The 18,809-nt window shown below is 67.6% G+C and carries 15 protein-coding genes; 9 read left to right on the top strand and 6 right to left on the bottom strand.

Features of this window, described 5'->3' with window-relative positions; translation table 11 throughout:
* Nucleotides 1-2: 2 nt before the first annotated feature.
* Nucleotides 3-2,270, top strand: a complete 2,268-nt coding sequence (gene pbpC / locus DCN14_RS08765) for a penicillin-binding protein 1C (RefSeq protein ID WP_096499780.1) — start codon at nucleotides 3-5, stop codon at nucleotides 2,268-2,270.
* A gap of 317 nt (nucleotides 2,271-2,587) precedes the next feature.
* Nucleotides 2,588-3,277 (top strand): hypothetical protein, encoded by a 690-nt coding sequence (locus DCN14_RS08770; protein WP_096499782.1) that lies wholly within the window; start codon nucleotides 2,588-2,590, stop codon nucleotides 3,275-3,277.
* 124 nt (nucleotides 3,278-3,401) lie between these two features.
* On the opposite strand, the gene DCN14_RS08775 is transcribed toward DCN14_RS08770, so the two are convergent.
* Nucleotides 3,402-4,649, bottom strand: coding sequence for a multidrug effflux MFS transporter (locus DCN14_RS08775; RefSeq protein ID WP_096499784.1), 1,248 nt, complete (start codon nucleotides 4,647-4,649; stop codon nucleotides 3,402-3,404).
* A 372-nt stretch (nucleotides 4,650-5,021) separates the two neighbouring features.
* Here DCN14_RS08775 and DCN14_RS08780 point away from each other — a divergent pair, with 372 nt between their 5' ends.
* From DCN14_RS08780 to DCN14_RS08790, 3 genes are all read left to right on the top strand, one after another.
* Nucleotides 5,022-5,540, top strand: a complete 519-nt coding sequence (locus DCN14_RS08780) for a hypothetical protein (RefSeq protein WP_096499786.1) — start codon at nucleotides 5,022-5,024, stop codon at nucleotides 5,538-5,540.
* A 326-nt stretch (nucleotides 5,541-5,866) separates the two neighbouring features.
* Nucleotides 5,867-6,727: a DUF1989 domain-containing protein gene (locus DCN14_RS08785; RefSeq protein ID WP_096499788.1), complete on the top strand. Its 861-nt coding sequence runs from the start codon at nucleotides 5,867-5,869 to the stop codon at nucleotides 6,725-6,727.
* 85 nt (nucleotides 6,728-6,812) lie between these two features.
* Nucleotides 6,813-7,487 (top strand): GntR family transcriptional regulator, encoded by a 675-nt coding sequence (locus DCN14_RS08790; RefSeq protein ID WP_096499790.1) that lies wholly within the window; start codon nucleotides 6,813-6,815, stop codon nucleotides 7,485-7,487.
* Nucleotides 7,488-7,559: 72 nt separating this feature from the next.
* Here DCN14_RS08790 and DCN14_RS08795 read toward each other — a convergent pair whose 3' ends face one another.
* The 5 genes from DCN14_RS08795 to DCN14_RS08815 all read right to left on the bottom strand — a co-directional run bounded on the left by DCN14_RS08795 (nucleotide 7,560) and on the right by DCN14_RS08815 (nucleotide 13,168).
* Complete coding sequence (locus DCN14_RS08795) at nucleotides 7,560-7,958, bottom strand: ectoine synthase (protein WP_096499792.1); 399 nt, start codon at nucleotides 7,956-7,958, stop codon at nucleotides 7,560-7,562.
* Nucleotides 7,959-8,018: 60 nt separating this feature from the next.
* Complete coding sequence (locus tag DCN14_RS08800) at nucleotides 8,019-9,359, bottom strand: amidase family protein (protein WP_096499794.1); 1,341 nt, start codon at nucleotides 9,357-9,359, stop codon at nucleotides 8,019-8,021.
* Nucleotides 9,360-9,382: 23 nt separating this feature from the next.
* Complete coding sequence (locus DCN14_RS08805) at nucleotides 9,383-10,885, bottom strand: amino acid ABC transporter permease/ATP-binding protein (RefSeq protein ID WP_096499796.1); 1,503 nt, start codon at nucleotides 10,883-10,885, stop codon at nucleotides 9,383-9,385.
* A 77-nt stretch (nucleotides 10,886-10,962) separates the two neighbouring features.
* Entirely contained in the window at nucleotides 10,963-11,805 is an 843-nt protein-coding gene (locus DCN14_RS08810) for an ABC transporter substrate-binding protein (RefSeq protein ID WP_096499982.1), read from the bottom strand.
* Between the two features lie 466 nt (nucleotides 11,806-12,271).
* The gene (locus DCN14_RS08815; RefSeq protein WP_096499798.1) at nucleotides 12,272-13,168 is read right to left on the bottom strand and encodes a glutamate/aspartate ABC transporter substrate-binding protein; all 897 of its coding nucleotides are present in this window, start codon (nucleotides 13,166-13,168) and stop codon (nucleotides 12,272-12,274) included.
* A 226-nt stretch (nucleotides 13,169-13,394) separates the two neighbouring features.
* Here DCN14_RS08815 and DCN14_RS37895 point away from each other — a divergent pair, with 226 nt between their 5' ends.
* The 4 genes from DCN14_RS37895 (at nucleotide 13,395) to mgtA (ending at nucleotide 18,759) form a co-directional block, all read left to right on the top strand.
* Nucleotides 13,395-13,607 carry a hypothetical protein gene (locus DCN14_RS37895; protein ID WP_143331625.1) on the top strand — a complete coding sequence of 71 codons (213 nt, stop codon included), beginning with the start codon at nucleotides 13,395-13,397 and terminating at the stop codon, nucleotides 13,605-13,607.
* On the top strand, nucleotides 13,604-15,268 hold the full coding sequence (locus DCN14_RS08820) for a S8 family peptidase (RefSeq protein WP_096499800.1): 1,665 nt from the start codon (nucleotides 13,604-13,606) through the stop codon (nucleotides 15,266-15,268). Before DCN14_RS37895 ends, DCN14_RS08820 begins: the two co-directional genes overlap by 4 nt.
* A gap of 360 nt (nucleotides 15,269-15,628) precedes the next feature.
* Nucleotides 15,629-15,949, top strand: coding sequence for a hypothetical protein (locus tag DCN14_RS08830; RefSeq protein ID WP_096499804.1), 321 nt, complete (start codon nucleotides 15,629-15,631; stop codon nucleotides 15,947-15,949).
* A gap of 47 nt (nucleotides 15,950-15,996) precedes the next feature.
* Nucleotides 15,997-18,759, top strand: coding sequence for a magnesium-translocating P-type ATPase (gene mgtA, locus DCN14_RS08835; RefSeq protein WP_096499806.1), 2,763 nt, complete (start codon nucleotides 15,997-15,999; stop codon nucleotides 18,757-18,759).
* The last annotated feature ends 50 nt before the right edge of the window (nucleotides 18,760-18,809 follow it).

Consider the following 18,809-nt stretch of genomic DNA (forward strand, 5'->3'; position numbering starts at 1 on the left):
CGATGATCGATCAGGTATGGCCGCGGCCGGCGCGTTTCGCCGGCCGCGTATTCGTCGCCGTCGTGCTCGCCGCGCCGCTCGTCGCGCATGCGCTGCCCGGCTACGACGACGTACGCCGCAACTGGCGCAGTTCCGACTGGGTGCTGCTCGCGCGCGACGGCACGCCGCTGCAGCGCACGCGTGTCGACCTCACCGAACGCCGCGGCGACTGGGTGTCGCTCGCCGACGTGTCGCCCGCGTTTCGCGAAGCGATCGTCGTGTCGGAAGACAAGCGCTTCTACGAGCACAGCGGCGTCGACTGGCGCGGGATTGCCGGCGCGGCCTGGGGCAACCTGTGGAACGAGCGCACGCGCGGCGCGTCGACCGTGACGATGCAGCTCGCCGGCCTGCTCAGCGATTCGCCGCGCCGCTCGGGCCAGCGCTCGCTGCCGCAGAAGGCCAGCCAGGCAATGAACGCGCTGCTGCTCGAACGCGGCTGGCGCAAGGACCAGATTCTCGAGGCGTACCTGAATCTCGTGCCGTTTCGCGGCGAGACGGTCGGGCTCGCCGCGCTGTCGCAGGTGCTGTTCGGCAAGGCGCCGTCCGGCCTCGACGCACGCGAGGCCGCGATCGCCGCCGCACTGGTGCGCGCGCCCAACGCGGCACCCGCGAAGGTCGCCGAGCGCGCGTGCCGGATCCTGCGCGACATGCACGCGGAGCAGGCGTGCGCGTCGCTCGACGGCTACGTGCAGCTCGTGACCGCGCGCCCGGCCAACGCCGTGCGCGACGACGGCGCCGCGCTCGCCCCGCATTTCGCGCGGCGCATCGCGGCCGAGGTCAGGCCGAAGGCCGGCGCGCAGGTACGCACGACGCTCGATGCGCCGCTGCAGCGCTTTGCGCGCGACACGCTGACACGCGCGCTGACCGAGCTCAACGCGCCCGCGCACCGGCGCAACGTGCAGGATGGCGCGGTCGTCGTGATCGACAACGCGACCGGCGAGATCCGCGCGTGGGTCGGCTCGTCGGGGGCGCTGTCGAACGCGCGCGATGTCGACGCCGTGCTCGCGCCGCGCCAGGCCGGCTCGACACTCAAGCCGTTCCTGTATGCGCAGGCGATCGACGAGAAACGGCTGACCGCCGCGTCGCTGCTCGACGACGCGCCGATCAACCTCGCCGCCGGCGGCGGCCTGTACATTCCGCAGAACTACGACAAGGACTTCAAGGGCTGGGTGAGCGTGCGCAGTGCGCTCGGCGGTTCGCTGAACGTGCCGGCCGTGCGCACGCTCGTGCTCGTCACGCCGCATCGCTTCGCGCGCACGCTGACCGCGCTCGGCCTGCCGCTCGCGCAGGAAGGCGACTATTACGGCTTCAGCCTCGCGCTCGGCAGCGCGGACGTCACGCTGCTGTCGCTGACCAATGCGTATCGCGCGCTCGCGAACGGCGGCGTCGCGCGCAAGACCGTCGACCTGCCCACGGCAGCGCCCGCCGCCGGCGCATCGGCCCCGAACCCGGTCCCGGCCCCGGTCGCAACGACGACACGCGCGAACGACGGCACGCGCGTGTTCAGCGAAGCGGCCACCTTCATCGTCACCGACATCATCTCGGACAACAACGCGCGCGTGCGCACGTTCGGCTTCGACAACCCGCTCGCGACGCGCTTCTTCTCGGCGGTCAAGACCGGCACGAGCAAGGACATGCGCGACAACTGGACCGTCGGCTTCACGTCGCGCTATACGGTCGGCGTGTGGGTCGGCAATGCGGACGGCTCGCCGATGTGGGACGTGTCGGGCGTGACGGGCGCGTCGCCGGTCTGGTCGGCCGTCGTCGGGTATCTGCACCGCGACCTGCCGAGCCGCGCGCCGCGCCCGCCTGCCGGTGTCGAAACGCGCCGAATCACGTTCGAGCGCGACGTCGAGCCGTCGCGCAACGAGTGGTTCCTCGCGGGGACGGCGCTCGACACGATCCGGCTCGCCGCGCCCGTCACGCCGGGCAAGGACGGCGCACGCGCGCCGCTGACGATCGGCACGCCGACCGACGGCACGATCTTCGCGATCGACCCGGACATTCCGCCGAAGAACCAGCGGATCTGGTTCGAGCGCTCGTCCGGGCACGCCGGCCGGTTTGCATGGCGGCTCGACGACAAGGTGATCGGCCATGCCGACCGCGTCGCATGGATGCCGTGGCCGGGCCGGCACCGGCTCGAACTCGTCGATGCGCGCGGCAACGTCGCGGATGCGATCGGCTTCGAGGTGCGCGGCGCGTTCGCGAAATCGGCCGCGCGCAAACCCTGAGCAAGTGAGCCGGCCGCTTACCAGCCTTTACCGGCCTTACTGGCCGGCTGTGCTCGCCTTCGGCTTTAATCGTCCCGCAGCATAACCAATTGCGAAGGAAATCGAAAGGTTCCGGCGCCGGGCGGTTGCCGCGTTGTTGCGGTGCGGCGGCGCCGTTCGTGTGAGTAAACAGGGCAAAACGTGTCCGCCGGAAGCGCACCCTGCCCGCGCTCCGCCAGGAAAACAGGCAAGCACCGCCCGGATCCGGGACATAGAATATGAACGGCGCCGCGCCTGCGACGCCCAACGGTTGCCCCTTCCTGCGATTGCCCGCGACCATGAACCTTCGTCATCCGCGCTTCATCCGCCCTGCGCTGGGCACTGTCTGCGCCGCAACCCTCGTCACCGTTGCGGCCTGCAACGGCGACGCGTGCTTCGGCGTGGACGTCTGCTTCAACGACAACACGCAGACCGTCGCGCTGTCCGGCACGGCCGCCACCGGCGGCGCGCTCGCGAGCGCATCGGTGACGGTCAGTTGCGCGCAAGGCTCGGCGACGACGCTGACCGACGGCGGCGGCAACTACCGCGTCACCGTCAACGCCGCGCTTCCATGCGTGATTACCGTCGCATCGGGCGGCACGAGCCTGCACTCGCTCGCGTATGCGGGGGGCACCTTCAACACGACGCCCGAGACCGAGCTGCTGCTCGCCTATCTCGCCGCGCAGCTCGGCACGAACACGGCCGGGTTGATCGGCAACTTCCAGGGCAATGCGCACTTCCAGCAGGTGATGGGCAACGCGAGCACGGTGCAGGCCGCACAATCGGCGGTGGTGACGAATCTGCAGCAGCGCTATGCGGTCACGCTGTCGACGCCGGCGTTCCTGACGACGCCGTTCGTGGTCGGGCAACCGGGCGTCGACGGCGATCTCGACGCGCTGGCGAAGGCCGGCGCAATCGATTCGAACGGGATGCCGGATGCAGCCGCGGTTTCGCTGTTGACTCAGGCGGGCGCGGCGCAGCCGCTATAGGCGGCACTGCCGCGAGACAAGGATCGGACGTCAGCCGCCCGCCTCGATCGCCGTGTGGGCGTCGGCCTCCGTATCGGCCGGCAACGCCCATCGCTCGCGATCGCGCCATGCATGCGCGATGCGCTTATGCGGCCTCGCCGCTGCCGCACGCGACGGTCGCGGCCTGCTGCTGCGTCAGGTAGCGCAGCAGCTTCGTCACCATCCACACGACGATGAACGACAGCGCGACGAAGAACACCGCGAGCGGCGTCAGCACCTGGATCGACACGAAGCCGGCGAGGCCCATCATCGCGGACGACACGAGCAGCAGCGCGCAGCCGAGGATCGCGCTGGTCAGCCCCGCGATATGCGGGAACAGCGAGTTGCCCTTGGCCATCAGCGTCGGATACATCGCGCCCGCGCAGAAGCCCATCACGAGCACCGGCGTCGCGAGCGTCCACACGCGCAGGCCGACGATCAGCGCCAGCACGAGCATCGCGACGGCGGCGCCCGCCATCACGCGCGCGCCGATGCGCAGCCGCTGCTCGGCGCTCGGCAGCCCGTGCCCGTGAATCCGGTTCGACAGCCCGCCGAGGAAATACATCAGGCCGATCCCGAGCGCGAGATAGCCGAAGAAGGTCGGCGGCTTGTGCAGCGTCGTCTGCACCATGAACGGCCCGACGATGTTGAACACCAGCAGGATGCTGTAGCACAGCCCCTGCGCGAGGAAGCAGCTCTGGAACACCGGGCTCGCGAGCACCTTACCCGCGTTCGTCATCAGCGTGCGCGGCTCGAGATGCACCGGCTTCGGCAAGGTTTCGCGGTAGTGCCACAACAGCGCCCACATCACGAGCGAATACACGAGCAGGAACACGAGGCACGCGCGCCAGCCGAACCATTCCTGCAGGTGCGCGCCGATCACCGGCGCGATGATCGGCGCGAGGCCCCACGCGATCGACATGTACGTGAACGCATGCATCAGCGCCTGGCCGGAGAACGAATCGGTGATGATCGCCTTCGCGAGCAGGTTCGTGGTCGCGATCCCGAAGCCCTGCAGGCAGCGCGCCAGCACGAACGTCTCGAGGTTCGGCGCGGCGAGCGACAGCAGGCAGCCGATCGTGTAGATCACGAGCCCGAACGCGAGCACGCGCTTGCGCCCGTACGCATCGGCGATCGGGCCGAAGATCAGCTGGCCGAGCGCATAGGCAGCCATGTAGCCGGACACGCTCGACTGGATCGCCTGCGGCGTCGTCGCGAACGAGCGCGCCATGTCGGGCAGCGCGGGCACGTAGATGTCGATCGCGAGCTGGCCGGCGGAGGCGAACAGGCAGATCAGGAACAGCAGGAAGCGCGGCGAGTTCGATTCGCGCGCGGAAGTGAGCGAGGCGTTCATGACAACCGGGAAGGATTCGGACGGCGGCAACACGCGCCAATTTGTTCGAATCACGAACAGCGGTGCGCGGCGAATCGCATATTGTGCCTGTTGTTGCGCGACGCGACAGGAATCCCATGGCGCGGGCGAGGTTGAATGCCGATTGCGGCACAGCCGGAAACCGGCTAGGCGCCCCGTTTGCGCGGTGCGCAAAGACTCCGCGACTGCGGCGGATCGGTCGCGGCTGCACGGGACAGGTGCTTGCCGCAGGCCTGCGCCGCTTTTAATCCTGACTTAAGCCAGCGCCCGCATATTCATCCATGGCTCCATCCGTGAGCCGCACGATTCGTTCGTTGTTGATTCGATCAGTTTCGTTTGACGGAGATACGATCTATGCGATTCCGTTCGTATATGGCGCTGGGCGCGCTGGCGCTGATGCCCGTGCTCGCCCTGGCCGGACAGGCCGCCACCGCCCCGGCCGCGCAACCGGTGTTCGTCGATGTCGACGGGCACGCCGTGCCCGTGAAAGCCGAAACGCACGTCGTCCGCACGGCGTTCGGCCCGATGAAGGTCAGCTCGTGGAGCTGGCACAGCCCGCATGGCGGCGCGAGCTTCGAGATGCAGACGTCGTCGTCGGGCGGCATGCCGCCGGCGGCCGCGCTGCGGCAAATGCAGGCGGCCCACGCGCAGATGGCCGCGATGCAGCAGCAGATGATGGTGCTGCAGCACGTGGCGCTCGCCAACGCGCTCGCAATGCCGATGCCGCAACCGGTCGGCTTCGCGATGCCGATGTGGGCAATGCCGGAACCGGTCGTCGTGATCGTGCCGGCGCAGCCGCCCACGCGATCGATCGCGCCGGCACCGGCGGCGCCGGTGCGACCGACCGCACGCGGGCCGGAAATCAAGGCCTGACGGCAGGCTCCGTCGCGCGAGCGACCGGGCCGAAAACCGAAACCGCCGGCATGTGCCGGCGGTTTTTTATTGCCTGTCTCACGCGTGCCCCGCGCCGGCCAACCGGAGCGCTGCCCGCGTCGTCGCGCCGGCCCGCGAGCCCGCCGCCTCCGCCCGCCCTCGGTACTTTCCACCCATTGACACACCTCCCCGCCCTCATCCTATACTCCCCGAAGCGCCAATAAATTGTTGAACAATCCAGCACCGAAATTGACGCCTGACCGGCCTCCGCAAAGGACTTCAGCCGGATTGCCGCATCTGCCAACTTTCCCCGAGAGCACCGCGTCATGTCGAACTATCCAGCCGCGTACCAGGTCACCAAGGGCTCCGTCCTGAACGTCGACAAGGTCTTTTATTCCGCGATTGCCCAGCGCCAGGACGCGCGCGAGCGCATCGCATCGCACATCGTGCCGATTCGCAGCGGCTTCGCGTGGACAGTGCCGGCCGGTCACGTATTCCGGATCGTCACGCTGGAAGGCCCGCAAGTCGCCGATTTCAACATGTGGAACCTGCACAATCCGCGCGAGCGCATGTGGGCATCGCGCACGCGCCAGCTGCAGGCCGCGCACGTGACGACGTTCGACCGGCTCTGGTCGACGCTGCCGTACCTGCGCCCGATGGTCACGATCACCGACGACACGCTCGCCGGCTACGGCGTCGACGGTGACGGCGGCCGCGTGCACGATCTGCTCGGCACGCGCTGCGATCCTTACGTGAACAAGCTGCTGACCGGCGAGGATTTTCATTTCCATTGCCACTCGAACCTCGTGCGCGCGGTCGCGCCGTACGGGCTGACCGAATTCGACGTGCACGACGTGCTCAACGTGTTCCAGTGCACGGGCCTGAACGACGACGACAAATACTTCATGAAGGCCTGCCCCGCGAAGCCCGGCGACTATCTCGAGTTCTTCGCGGAAATCGACGTGCTGTGCGCGATGTCCACCTGCCCGGGCGGCGATCTGTCGGTGCCGATGTGGGGTCCCGACGCGCGCGACCCGATCGACGTGTGCCGGCCGCTCGGCGTCGAGGTGTACCGGCTCGACCCGAGCCTGCTCGAAGGCTGGGCGTCGCCTTCCGTCGCACCGTACCGCGGCATGCACGGCATGCAGTCGCCGCAGGCTGACTGGCAGTCCGGCAAAACGGCTTGACCGGCCCCGCAGCCCGTAGAATGGCGAAACGCCGCCGGCCGGTCACGCCGGCGGCGCACGATCGGGAGAGGAGTGAACGAACGGAATGGCAAGCGAAAAAACGAGAGGACAATCGGTCGCCGACCGGATCAGCCATCAATTGCGCGAGCACATCATCAGCGGCAAGCTGCCGCCGGGCACGGCACTGATCGAGATGGACCTCGCCGCCGAGTACGACACGTCGCGCAACTCGCTTCGCGAAGTCCTGCATCAGCTCGGCCGTGAAGGGCTCGTCACGTTCGTGCGGCACAAGGGCGTCGTCGTGCGCACGCTCAACCGCCAGGACGTGCGAGATCTCTACGTTGCACGCCGCACGCTCGAACTGCATGCGCTGAACACGGCCGAACTCGCGCAGCCAGCACTGCTCGAAAAGATGCAGACCGCCATTCGGGCGGCCGAGCGCGAACTCGCCAAGGAAAACTGGCAGGCCGTCGGCACGCACAGCCTGCGGTTTCACCAGCACATCGTCGCGCTGCAGAAGTCGGCGCTGCTCGACGAATTCTTCCGGACCATCTCGGCGCAGTTGCGCCTCGTCTTCGCCGCCGATCCCGACGAGAAGCGCGTGCAGACGCCCGACTGGATCCAGCGCGAATACCAGATCTACGACCTGCTTACGCAAAACCGCCGCAGCGAAGCCGTCACCACGCTCACGCGCTATCTCGACGACTCCGAGCGCATGCTCGTCGAGGCCACCAGGCGCAGCCATCGCGAGGCGGCCTGAATCCGGACGCCGCGCCGCCGTTGCGCGCCGCACGGCACGGCGCGGCACGCAACGGTACGGCATCGCGCATCGTCAGGCTTGCTCCCCCGCCGGCAGCGCATAGCTGCCGTCTTCCCGATGCGTCTCGCGCCCCGTGAGCGGCGGATTGAATACGCACACCAGATGCAGATCGCCGCGCGTCGCGCGCAGGATATGCGGATCGTTGAGGTTCAGCGCGTAGATCGTTCCGGGCGCGATCCGGTGTACGTCGCCGGTCGCCGTATCGACGACTTCCCCTTCTCCCGCCACGCAGTAGTTGGTTTCGAAGTGGTTCTTGTAATGCAGATGCAGTTCCGCGCCTTCCTGCACGCGCGTCTCGTGGACGGAATAGCCGACGCCGTCCTGCTGGACGATCATGCGCTTGCTGTCCCAGCCCGGGCCGCGTGCGTGACGTTCGGTATTGGCAATATCGGCCGATTTTACGACGATCATAAGTACCTCTGAATAGTAACGGTGAAAAATGGCAAGGCGGGCCTTGCCGCGGAAATCGGGTCATGCCGGGTCGGTCAGTGCGCGTTCGACCAGCGCGGCGACATCGAGCAACCGCGCGTCACCGCCGCGCCGCCCCGTGATCAGCAAGCCGACGGGCTGCCGGTGCCGCAGGTCGCCCGGCACGCTGATGCTCGGCAGATCGAGCCGGTTCGCGAACTCGGTCAGGCGGAATGCACGCGCGTTCTGTGCGAGGTACACGGTTTCGTCCGCCAGATCGGCCGCGCGCGGCGGCAGCATCGGCACCGTCGGCGTCAGCACCGCATCCGCGTCGCCGAGCCCGGTGTGGTACGCGTCGGCCAGCGCCGCCAGGCGCAGCAGCGCCGCCGCATAGTCGTGCGCACGCACCTGCTCGCCCGCGGCGATGCGCCGGCCGACGAGCGGATCGTAGCGGTCGGCCGACGTTGCCAGTCGCGCACGATGCAGCATGAACGCTTCCGCCGCGATGATGCCGCCCGCGCGCGCGACCGCACCGGCCTCCGCCACGCAATCGAGCCGCTGGCGCCGGATGCGGGCGCCATGCGCAGAGAGCCGCGACAGCCATGCGTCGAACGCGCGTCCGACGTCCGGGTCCAGGTCGTCGGTCGCGAACGGCTCGGGCACGACGAAATCGAGGTCACGCAGGGTCGCGGGCCGCGGCCGTTGCTCGTCGCAGCCGTGCAGCACGGCGTCCGCGCGCCGGCACAGGTCGACCGTCGCGGCCAGCAAGCCCGGTACGTCGAAGCTGGGCGACAGGAACTGCATGCCGTCGGTTGCGTAGCGCCCACGTGACGGCTTGAATCCGGTCACGCCGCAGAGTGCCGCCGGAATGCGCGCGGAACCGCTCGTATCGGAGCCGAGCGACAGATCCGCCGCGCCGAGCGCCACCGACACCGCCGCGCCCGAACTCGATCCGCCTGCCACCCGCTCGCGCCGTGCATCGAGCGGCGTCGCCGGCGTGCCGTAAGCGTGGTTCACGCCGAGCGCGCCGTACGCGAACTCGGTCATCGCCGTCTGCGCGATCAGCACCGCACCGGCGCGACGCAGCGCCGACACCGGTGCGGCGTCGGCGCTCGCCGGCGGCTCTTCCGCCAGCACGCGCGAACCGGCGTGCGTGACCCAGCCTTCGCAATCGAAACAGGCCTTCACCGTCAGCACGGTGCCGGCCAGCGGCGCAGCGGCGCAGCCGCCGCGCAACGACGCATCCCGTGCCCGCGCTTCCGCGGCCGCCGCTGCGTCGCGACGCGCGAGCCACGCCGTACCAATGTCGCCGGGATACGCGCCGGCGCGTTCAAGACATGCACGCAGCCGCTCGGCGCACGCGGGCGCGTCCCCGTCGCCCAGCCGGAAAACCATCGGATCCATTCCCGCTCCCATCCCGTGATTCGTCATGCGAAGTGAACGTGCTTCAGGAAATCCTTCACGCGCGCGTCCGCGCTGCCGCGAATCCGGTCTGGCGGCACGTCGTACAGGATGCGTCCGTTCTCCATGAACACGATCCGGTCGGACACCTTGAACGCGAAATTCATCTCGTGCGTCACGATGATCATCGTCATCCCTTCCCTGGCCAGCGTTTCGACGACCTTCAGCACTTCGCCGACCAGCTCCGGATCGAGCGCCGACGTCGGTTCGTCGAACAGCATGATCGACGGCCGCGTCGCGAGCGCGCGCGCAATCGCGACACGCTGCTGCTGACCACCCGACAATTGATGCGGATACTTGTTCGCATGCTCGAGCATGCCGACCTTCGACAACAGCGACAACGCCTGCAGCCGGATCGCAGCCGCATCGGCCTGCCGGTGATAGCACGGCGCCATCATCACGTTCTGCAGCGCGGTGCGGTGCGGGAACAGGTTGAAGCTCTGGAACACCATGCCGATATCCAGGATTCGCTCGTTCGACACGCGCGGCGGGTGCGCACCGGACGCACGGATGAACGACTCGCCGTACAGGTCGATCTCGCCCGCGTTCACCGGTGCGAGGCCGTTGATGGTGCGGATCAGCGAGGTCTTGCCGGAGCCGGACGGGCCGATGATCGACACGACCTGCCCTGGCGCGACGTCGAGGCGAATGTCCTTCAGCACCTCGTGGCGGCCGTAGCGTTGCTGCAGCCCTTTCAGGCGCAGCGCGAACTCGGCGTTCGCCCGCGGCCTCGGCGCGACGGCGGGCACCGACAACGGCAGCTCGAGAGCCGCGTGACCGGCCTGCGCTGGCGTGCGGCGACTGACGTCGAGATGCCGCTCGAGATAGCCGAGCAGCCGGCTGAACACCGTGACGATCAGCACGTAATAGAACGCGACGGCCAGCATCGTTTCGAACACGAGGAAGTTCTGCGTATACAACCGCTGTCCGACGAGCAGGATCTCGGCAAGCGAAATCACCGACACCAGCGACGTGAGCTTCACGATCGTGATGAACTCGTTGGCGAGCGCCGGCAGCGCAATGCGGATTGCCTGCGGCATCACGATCAGCCGCTGGATGCCCGTGAAACGGATGCCGAGCGCGCGGCCGGCCTCGAGCTGGCCGCGCGGCACCGACAGGATCCCGCCGCGATGGATTTCCGCGAAATACGCGGTTTCGCTCAGCACCATTGCGATGAGGCCGGCGGTGAACGGATCCGACAGCACCACGCTGGTCGCGGGAAAGACCTGCGGCAGGTTGTAGATGAATACCAGCAGCACGAGCAGCGGCAGGCTGCGGAAAAACCAGATGTACACGGCCGCCGCCCGCTTCAGCAGCGGCTGGTGCGACTGCCTCGCGAGCGCGACCGGAAACCCGAGCACCACCCCGAGCACCCACGCGGCGACGCTGAGTTCGACGACCACGACACAGGCGCGCCAGAAATCCTTGTCCCACAACAGCTGAAATGCATAGTGCCAATCGAACTGCATCGAAGACTCCTCAACCCCGGAGGGCGATGCGGCCGCCCTGCGCGGCACGCGGTGGTCGGATCGTGCCTGCTCCGGGCTTACTTCGCGGTACCCAGTGCGCCGGCAACGTCGGCCGGCGTGGGCGCCTGCAGGCCGTATTTCTTCACGAGGCTGCCGTATTCGCCGCTGCGCTTCGCGTCGTTCAGCGCGCCCTCGAGCGCGCCCTGCAGCCCGCTGTCGCCTTTCGTCACGCCGAGGCCGATCACGATCGGATACAGCAGCGTCGTCGAACTGATCTCGACACGCCCGTTCGTCTGCTTCGGAATCCCCTGCGCGACGGCCGCATCCTCGATCTGGACGTCGACCGCTTTCGACATCAGCGCGGACGTCGCTTCCGGCGAGGTCGGGAACTCGAGGATCGCGATCTCTCCGCGTCCGGCCGCCTTGCACGTGTCCTGCGACACCGTGCGCAACTTCGGCGTCCACGAGGCCCCCTTGATCGAGCCGACCCGCTTGCCGCACAGGTCCTGCGGCGTCTTCGGCAGGAACGCGCTGCCCTTCGCGACGAGCAGCGCTGCGCCCGTCTTCAGGTACGGCACGAAATCGACCTGCTTCTCGCGATCGGGCGTCACGTAGAGCGCGGACGCGACGACATCGAAGCGGCGCGCCTTCATTCCCAGGATCAGGTCCGGGAAGCGGGTATCGAGGAACACCGGCTCGAGCTTCAGGTGGCGCGCCAGCATCCGCGAGAATTCGGCGTCGAAGCCGGCGGGCTTGCCTGCTTCCAGGTACGCGTAGGGCGGATACGTGAGGTCGGAGCCCACCAGCAGCGTGCCGGGCCGCACGGTCTGCAGCGGAGCCGCCGATGCGAGCGAGCATGCGAAGGTCAGCGGCACAAGCGCGCTGCGGAGGAAATGCCGAAGCGAAAAACGAGCGGACATGGCGAAGCTCCCGAGTGATTCGGCGCCGCGCTGAAACATCACAACGCCTCCCGCACGCCGCCCTGCGCGGCTCTCCGGGATTTTTCGCCGAAAATTGTTGAACAATTTCGGCCGATTCTGACCAGTTCAAATTGAAATCTGAATTCGGGTTTACGCGGCAAGCGGCGTCACCGGACGCGAACCGGGCGCGCATGCGCGACCCGCACTTCGATGCGCGGGCGGATCAGGCAAACAAGGGGACGGAATGGCGGAAACGGGGCCCCGGCCGGGGCCCGTCGAGATGCGGCGCGGCCGCAGGGAGATCAGGAAGCGGGTTTCAACATCCCGCGCGAAAGGCGCGGCGGACCTTCATGGCAGCCGGCTGCGCGCCGCGTAGCAGACAGGAGCGGCGGCCCCGCTCACGGGATTCAGTCGTACCGGCCGGCGCATTCAACGTGCCGGCCTGTACGCGGGCACGATGCCGCGATCAGTACTGCGCCTGATCCGTGGGATTCCTGAACAGCTGCTTCATCTCCGGCGACAGCGGATAGTTCAGGCTCACGCCCTTCGGCGGAATCGGCTGCGTGAACCACTGGTCGTAGAGCTTCTCGGCCGCGCCCGACGTCTGCATCTTCGCGATCACGTCGTCGACCACGCGCTTGAACGCCGGATCGTCCTTGCGCATCATGCACGCGTAGTTTTCGTGAACGAGCGGCGTGCCCGTCACCGTGTAGGCGCCCGGGTTGCGATCCTTCGCGATCTCGCCGTACAGCAGCGGCTCGTCCATCACGAACGCCACCGCGCGCCCGGTCGTGACGTTCATGAACGCTTCGGCGTGGTCCTTCGCGCTGATGATCGTCATGTTCATCCCCTTCTCCTCGTTGAGCTTGCGCAGCAGACGCTCGTCCGACGTGCCGGCCGTCGTCGCGACCGTCTTGCCCGCCAGGTCCGGGAAATCCTTCACGCCCGAATCCTTGCGCGTGCTGAAGCGGATGCCATACAGAAAGATGCTGTCCGAGAACGCGGCCTGCTTCTGTCGCTCGAGCGTGTTGGTCGTCGACCCGCACTCGAAATCGATCGTGCCGTTCTGCACCAGCGGAATCCGGTTCTGCGACGTGATCGGGATTTCCTTCACCGTGAGGTTCGGCAGCTTCAGATCCGTCCTGATCCGGTCGATGATGCGCGCCGCGATGTCCCGCGAATAGCCGATGTTCTTCTGCTCATTGTCCGAATACGAGAACGGCACCGACGACTCGCGGATCCCCAGCGACACGATGCCCGTGTCCTTGATCTTCTTCAGCGTGCCGGTGAGCGCCTGCGCATGCGCGGTGCCGGCCAGCGCGCAGGTCAACGCGACGGCCAGCCAACGGAAGCGACGATCCATGCTTTTCTCCTGACGAAACGGTGATCGAACCGCGATCGTACGCCCGACAAAATTCGCGTCGCATCAGGGAAAGCGTAAGGAACCTTCCAGCGCGAACGCGCGCAGGCGGCCCTTTTTCCGTGCCGCGCAAACGCGTGTCCGTCGCGCATGCGCCGCGCGTCGCGCCCGGCCGGCCGTATTCGCTCGCGCCCCGCCGTCCCGGCAGCCGATGCCGGATGCCGCACGCATGCTGCATCGCAGCAACGTAATCGTTTGCGCCCGTTTGTTTTTTTCTGCCGAAACCCACTCAAGAAGCCGCCGTGGCAGCCGTTACCCATTGCATGGCGCGTCGCAGCAACCTGCTTCGATCGTCAGACAAAAACCACAAGGTCCGGCCTTCACCGGATCGAGCGTTACCGCCGGCACGACGGTTATCTACGAGGATCGAGTTTCACCATGAGAGCCAAACGTTTCAATTCCGCGCTGGTCCGCTCCACTCATACGCGCGTACTCGCCGGCATGCTGTCCGCCGCCGTACTCGTTCCCCTCGCCGGTTGCGGCGGCGGCGGTGGCGACGGCAGTAATCCGTCGTCTTCCAATGCCGCACCGGCGCCCGCGCCTAGCCCAACCCCGAACCCCAGCCCCAGCCCGACGACACCGCCCGCCACCAGCGGCAGCAACGCGTGCGCGACGCAGCAGGCCGCCGTGCAGATGGCGGCCCAGACCGCCGCACCAGCCGAGCCGCCGGTCGATCACCTGATCGTCAAACTGAAGACGCTGACGGCCGCCCGCGCGATGGCGGCCGTCGACACCGGCACGCGGCTCGACGCCGTGATCCAGCGTTCGATGACGCGCTGGAACGCGCCGACGGCGAGCGGCGCCGCACGCGCCTATGCCGCCGCGACGACGTCGCAGGCGCCGCTCGACGTCCAGGTCGAGCGAACCCTGTCGAACGGCGCGGCCGTGCTGTCGATCGGCCAGCGCATCGCGGCCGGCGATGCCGCGGCGCTCGCGCAGGCGTTCGCCGCCGACAGCGACGTCGACTACGCGGAACCGGATCACCCGATGCAGATCCGCGACACGCCGAGCGATCCCAACTACGGCCAGCAGTGGAACCTGTTCGATCCGACCGCCGGCATCGACGTGCCGACCGCATGGACGCGCACCAAGGGCTCGCCAACCGTCGTCACGGCCGTGCTCGACACCGGCTACCGGCCGCACCCCGACCTCGTCGGCAACCTGCTGCCCGGCTACAACTTCATCTCGAACGTCAACACCGGCAATAACGGCCAGACCCGCAGCGGCGACGCAACCGATCCGGGCGACTGGGTCACGCAGCAGGAACTCGACGACGCGAGCGGCCCGTACTATCACTGCGCGAGCGAACCGAGCACCAGCAGCTGGCACGGCACGCGCGTGATGGGCGTGATCGGCGCGACGGCCAACAACGGCATCGGCATCGCCGGTATGTCGTGGCTCGGCCGGATCCTGCCGGTGCGCGTGCTCGGCAAGTGTGGCGGCGTGACGAGCGACATCGCCGACGCGATGCGCTGGGCGGCCGGCATTCCGGTCAACGGCGTCCCGGCGAACCCGACGCCCGCGAAGATCATCAACCTGAGCCTCGGCGGCGTCGGCGCATGCAGCGCGACGTTCCAGCAGGCGATCGACGACGTGAACGCGAAGGGCGTGACCGTCGTGGTCGCCGCCGGCAACGACGGCCTGTCGACCGGGCTCGACCAGCCCGCGAACTGCCGCGGCGTGATCAGCGTCGGTGCGACCGATGCAACCGGCCGGCGTGCATCGTTCAGCAACTTCGGCACCGACGTCGCACTGAGCGCACCGGGCGTCAACATCGTGTCGACGGCCAACGGCGGCACGACGACGCCGGGCGCGGACACGTACGGCACCGCGAGCGGCACGAGCTTCGCGACGCCGCAGGTGGCCGGCGCCGCCGCGCTGATGCTGTCGGTGAACGGCAACCTCACGCCCGCGCAGATCCAGCAGAAGCTGCAAGGCGGCGCGCGCGCCGCGATACTGCCGACGAGCACGTCGTGCACGGCACTGCCGGCCGGCTCCGGCATTCTCGACGCAGGCGCGGCCATCACGGCATCGTCGCAGTAACGCGTCGCTGCCTCGCCCCGACCGCGCGCATGCGTGCCTCGCATGCGCGCGGTTTTGCTTGCTCACCGTCAGAAAATCGTCGCGTTAACGTTCTGCAAGAGTTCTGCAAGAAATGCCGGAAAAAAGGGCATAAAAAGGGTTGACGCTTCGCACGACGACCCATTACCATCGCCCCCGTCTAATTACATGGAGTGTTCTGTGAACACCGATGCGAGTTGTAGTTGGTCCTCGACCAACTTGACTGCTGCCTGAGGAAACCGCGCAGAGCCTCGTCTTCTGCCGCATCCCGGGAAGCAGGATGCGGCGCCCTTCCGGCCTGACCGGCCAGAATCCCCGCCCGTATTTTTTCGATATTGCCGAATGCCCGCGCTGCGCAACCGTGCGTCATGCGCATGTGCGTTCGTGCTGCGCGCAGCGCGAGCTGCGCGCGTTTTCCGTTCGCGTGCCGTCCGGCCGCACACCCTCGTGCGTGCGCAGCCGCCGATCGCCCGTGCCGACTATCCGCAACCGACAGGAGTGCAGATGAACTCAGACGACAGTAGTCGATTACCGCTCGCCGGTGCGACGCTGCGCATCGTCCATCCGATCGCATTCCGTGCGCCGGCGAGCGTTCCTCCCTTCACCGATCCACAGCCGATCGCGCCTGACGCGACGCGGCGGGAAGCGCTCGTGCGTCGATAACGTCACGGTCGCTCCCCGCCCGCCGCCTCGTGCGCAAGGAGCGACTCATGACACAACGCAATACATCGCAAAAGAACCAGCGCGGCTTCATCAACGCAGGCGCCGGCCAGCAGAACGCACCGCACATCATGCGCGCCGCGCAGGAAGCGGCCCGCCCGCTCGAGGAAACCTTCAAGTCGCTGCGCACCAGTTCGCGCGGCCTCACCTACGACCAGGCCGCCGACCGGCTGCAGCACTACGGTCCGAACGAAATCGCGCACGACAAGCCGCCGCACTGGACGCGCCAGTTGCTGCACGCGTTCCACAATCCGTTCGTCTACGTGCTGCTGGTGCTGGCCGCGATCAGCTTCTTCACCGACGTCTACTTCGCGGCGCCCGACGATCGCGACTACGTCGGCATGACGATCCTGCTGTCGATGGTCACGATCAGCGCGCTGCTGCGCTTCGTGCAGGAATTCCGTTCGCTGCGCGCGGCCGAGAAGCTCAAGGCGATGGTCCGCACCACGGCCACCGTGCAGCGCGCGGTGACCGACACGTCCGAGCCCGCACGCCGCGAAGTGCCGATGCGCGAAGTGGTGACCGGCGACATCGTGCACCTGTCGGCCGGCGACATGATCCCCGCCGACGTGCGCCTGCTCGCGTCGCGCGACCTGTTCATCAGCCAGGCGGTGCTGACCGGCGAAGCGCTGCCGGTCGAGAAGTACGACACGCTCGGCGCGGTCGCCGGCAAGTCCGCGAACACGGACACGGGCGGCGCGGCCAACGATGCGCCGGGGTCGCTGCTCGACCTCGAGAACGTGTGCTTCATGGGCACCAACGTCGTCAGCGGCACCGCGACGGCCGTCGTCGTCGCGACCGGCGAGGACACCTACTTCGGTTCGCTCGCCCGCAACGTCGTGAGCCACAAGCGCATCGAGACGAGCTTCGATCGCGGCGTCGCGAGCGTGAGCTGGCTGCTGATCAAGTTCATGTTCGTGATGGTGCCGATCGTGTTCATGATCAACGGCCTGACCAAGGGCGACTGGCTAAGCGCGCTCACGTTCGCGCTCGCGGTGGCCGTCGGCCTCACGCCCGAAATGCTGCCGATGATCGTCAGCGCGAACCTCGCGCGCGGCGCGATCGCGATGGCGCGCCGCAAGGTCGTCGTGAAGCGGCTGAACTCGGTGCAGAACTTCGGCGCGATGGACGTGCTGTGCACCGACAAGACCGGCACGCTCACGCAGGACAAGATCATCCTCGAACACCATCTCGACCTGTCCGGTCACAAGAACGAGGACATCCTGCGGCTCGGCTGGCTGAACAGCTTCCACCAGAGCGGCCAGAAGAACCTGATCGACATCGCGGTCGTCGCACGCGCCGACGAGATCGGCGAGCGCGTGAAGCCGCAGGGCTACCGGAAGATCGACGAGCTGCCGTTCGATTTCGTGCGCCGGCGCCTGTCGGTCGTCGTCGAGGATGCTCACGGCACGCACATGCTGATCTGCAAGGGCGCGGTCGAGGAAATGCTCGCGGTGTCGACCCACGTGCAGGACGAGGACGGCGTGCGCCCGCTCGATTACGTGGCGCGCAAGCGGCTGCTCGAACAGGCCAATGCCTACAACGAGGACGGCTTCCGCGTGCTGGTGCTCGCGACGCGCATGATCCCGCGCGGCGACGAACGCGAACAGTACCGCACCGCCGACGAGCGCGACCTCGTCGTGCGCGGCTTCCTGACTTTCCTCGATCCGCCGAAGGAATCGGCCGCGCCGGCGCTCGCCGCGCTGCGCGAGAACGGCGTCGCCGTGAAGGTGCTGACGGGCGACAACCCGACCGTGACGATCAAGGTCTGCCGGCAAGTCGGCCTCAAGCCGGGCAAGCCGGTGCTCGGCGCGGAAATCGATGCGCTCGACGATGCGACGCTCGCACAGGTCGTCGAACGCACGACCGTGTTCGCGAAGCTCACGCCGCTGCAGAAGGCGCGCATCGTCAAGGCGCTGCAGGCGAACGGCCACACCGTCGGCTTCCTCGGCGACGGCATCAACGACGCGCCCGCGCTGCGCGACGCCGACGTCGGCATCTCGGTCGACAGCGGCGCCGACATCGCGAAGGAAACCGCCGACATCATCCTGCTCGAAAAGAGCCTGATGGTGCTGGAAGAAGGCGTGATCAAGGGCCGCGAGACGTTCGGCAACATCCTGAAGTACCTGAACATGACCGCCAGCTCGAACTTCGGCAACGTGTTCTCGGTGCTCGTCGCCAGTGCGTTCCTGCCGTGGGAGCCGATGCTCGCGACCCAGCTGCTCGTGCTGAACCTGATCTACGACACGTCGCAGATGCTGCTGCCGTGGGACAGGATGGATCCCGAGTTCCTGAAGAAGCCGCGCAAGTGGGAAGCCGGCAACATCAGCCGCTTCATGCTGTGGGTCGGGCCGACCTCGTCGGTGTTCGACATCACGACGTACGTGCTGATGTGGACGGTGTTCGGCGCGGGCGCGATGTATCACCTGCACGGCGGTTCGGGCGGCCAGATCGTGATGAACTCGGGCTGGTTCATCGAGAGCCTCGTGTCGCAGACGCTCGTCGTACACCTGCTGCGCACGCAGAAGATCCCGTTCCTGCAGAGCACGGCCGCGCTGCCGGTGCTGCTGTCGACGTTCACCGCGATCGCGATCGGCTGCTGGCTGCCGTTCTCGCCGTTCGCGGATTCGCTCGGCTTCATGCACCTGCCGGGCACCTACTGGCTGTGGCTCGCGGCAACGATGGTCGGCTACATCCTGCTCGCGCAGATCGTGAAGACGATCTACGTCCGCCGCTACAAGCAGTGGTTCTGATTCCCCTCCGACGATGGCGTGCCGGCCCGACCGGGCCGGCCGCCCACGAC

Source organism: Burkholderia sp. IDO3, assembly GCF_003366075.1.
In the GTDB taxonomy this organism is placed as follows: domain Bacteria; phylum Pseudomonadota; class Gammaproteobacteria; order Burkholderiales; family Burkholderiaceae; genus Burkholderia; species Burkholderia anthina.

Excerpts from the sequence above, each read along its gene's own strand:
- pbpC (WP_096499780.1), top strand. The coding sequence starts at position 3 with ATGATCGATCAGGTATGGCCGCGGCCGGCGCGTTTCGCCGGCCGCGTA.
- DCN14_RS08770 (WP_096499782.1), top strand. The coding sequence starts at position 2,588 with ATGAACCTTCGTCATCCGCGCTTCATCCGCCCTGCGCTGGGCACTGTC.
- DCN14_RS08775 (WP_096499784.1), bottom strand. The coding sequence starts at position 4,649 with ATGAACGCCTCGCTCACTTCCGCGCGCGAATCGAACTCGCCGCGCTTC.
- DCN14_RS08780 (WP_096499786.1), top strand. The coding sequence starts at position 5,022 with ATGCGATTCCGTTCGTATATGGCGCTGGGCGCGCTGGCGCTGATGCCC.
- DCN14_RS08785 (WP_096499788.1), top strand. The coding sequence starts at position 5,867 with ATGTCGAACTATCCAGCCGCGTACCAGGTCACCAAGGGCTCCGTCCTG.
- DCN14_RS08790 (WP_096499790.1), top strand. The coding sequence starts at position 6,813 with ATGGCAAGCGAAAAAACGAGAGGACAATCGGTCGCCGACCGGATCAGC.
- DCN14_RS08795 (WP_096499792.1), bottom strand. The coding sequence starts at position 7,958 with ATGATCGTCGTAAAATCGGCCGATATTGCCAATACCGAACGTCACGCA.
- DCN14_RS08800 (WP_096499794.1), bottom strand. The coding sequence starts at position 9,359 with ATGGATCCGATGGTTTTCCGGCTGGGCGACGGGGACGCGCCCGCGTGC.
- DCN14_RS08805 (WP_096499796.1), bottom strand. The coding sequence starts at position 10,885 with ATGCAGTTCGATTGGCACTATGCATTTCAGCTGTTGTGGGACAAGGAT.
- DCN14_RS08810 (WP_096499982.1), bottom strand. The coding sequence starts at position 11,805 with ATGTCCGCTCGTTTTTCGCTTCGGCATTTCCTCCGCAGCGCGCTTGTG.
- DCN14_RS08815 (WP_096499798.1), bottom strand. The coding sequence starts at position 13,168 with ATGGATCGTCGCTTCCGTTGGCTGGCCGTCGCGTTGACCTGCGCGCTG.
- DCN14_RS37895 (WP_143331625.1), top strand. The coding sequence starts at position 13,395 with ATGCTGCATCGCAGCAACGTAATCGTTTGCGCCCGTTTGTTTTTTTCT.
- DCN14_RS08820 (WP_096499800.1), top strand. The coding sequence starts at position 13,604 with ATGAGAGCCAAACGTTTCAATTCCGCGCTGGTCCGCTCCACTCATACG.
- DCN14_RS08830 (WP_096499804.1), top strand. The coding sequence starts at position 15,629 with ATGCCCGCGCTGCGCAACCGTGCGTCATGCGCATGTGCGTTCGTGCTG.
- mgtA (WP_096499806.1), top strand. The coding sequence starts at position 15,997 with ATGACACAACGCAATACATCGCAAAAGAACCAGCGCGGCTTCATCAAC.